The organism is Rhodoferax sp. ZS1R8 (genome assembly GCF_056521325.1).
This window is the reverse complement of sequence record NZ_JBWMBA010000136.1, coordinates 1-1,164: the sequence shown is the minus strand read 5'-3', so window position 1 is coordinate 1,164 and position 1,164 is coordinate 1. Positions and strand designations below refer to the sequence as shown.

Below are 1,164 nucleotides of genomic sequence, written 5' to 3'. Positions count from 1 at the left end.
CGGTCAGGCCTTGGGTTTTGAGCGAATCCGCCAAAACGGAAGAAAACGCCTCACCCAATTTCTTGAGCGCCTTGGGGGGTAGCTCTTCTACAAACAGTTCGACGAGAAGGTTCTTGGTAGTCATGTTCATTCTTTCCACTGCCGTCAGGCTTCTTTCTTCGGCGGCATTTGTGAAACCCATTCACGCGGCGCCAGGGGGAAGCCCAGTCGTTCACGACTATCAAAGTAGCTTTGCGCAACCGTGCGCGCGAGATTGCGCAAACGCCCGATGTAAGCGGCGCGCTCGGTAACACTGATAGCACCGCGCGCATCCAGCAAGTTGAAGGTGTGCGCGCCTTTGAGTACCTGCTCGTAGGCTGGTAAGGCCAGTTGTTGCTCCATCAAATACTTGGCCTGCTTTTCATGTGCCGTAAAGGCAGTGAACAAGAACTCGGTATCACTGTGCTCAAAGTTGTAGGCCGATTGTTCGACCTCGTTTTGCTTATAGACGTCGCCATAACTTAAACCATCGGTCCAAGCCAGGTTGTAGACGTTGTCCACGCCCTGCAGGTACATGGCCAAGCGCTCTAACCCGTAGGTGATTTCGCCAGTGACTGGCCTGCAGTCGATGCCACCGACCTGCTGGAAGTAAGTGAACTGGGTTACTTCCATGCCGTTCAACCAGACTTCCCAGCCCAGTCCCCAGGCTCCCAGGGAGGGATTTTCCCAATCGTCTTCGACAAAACGAACATCGTTCTTCTTCAGGTCAAAGCCTAAGGCTTCGAGCGAACCCAGATACAGTTCCAAAATGTTGCTAGGTGCGGGCTTGAGCACGACTTGGTACTGGTAGTAGTGCTGCAGGCGATTCGGATTTTCGCCATAGCGGCCATCCTTGGGGCGGCGACTAGGTTGCACATACGCGGCCTTCCAAGGCTCAGGGCCAAGTGCCCGCAAAAAGGTTGCCGTATGCGCGGTGCCGGCGCCGACTTCCATGTCGTAGGGCTGCAAGAGCGCGCAGCCTTGGTCGGCCCAATAGGCCTGCAATTTCAGGATGATTTTTTGAAATGTGAGCATCCCCCGATTTTACAGGGGCGGAACCGTTAGACCGCCCTCGTCCGTCTTGCGTAGGTAGCTACCAAAACAATAGCAAGCGCGACTATCCAGATGGGCCACAAGCCAAAGCGT

At 54.9% G+C, this 1,164-nt stretch carries 1 protein-coding gene; it reads right to left on the bottom strand.

From position 1 onward, the window contains the following. Window positions 1–144: 144 nt before the first annotated feature. A complete protein-coding gene (gene glyQ / locus AC097P_RS24445) occupies window positions 145–1,053 on the bottom strand; it encodes a glycine--tRNA ligase subunit alpha (protein ID WP_479613010.1) in 909 nt (302 codons plus the stop codon). Between the last annotated feature and the right edge of the window lie 111 nt (window positions 1,054–1,164).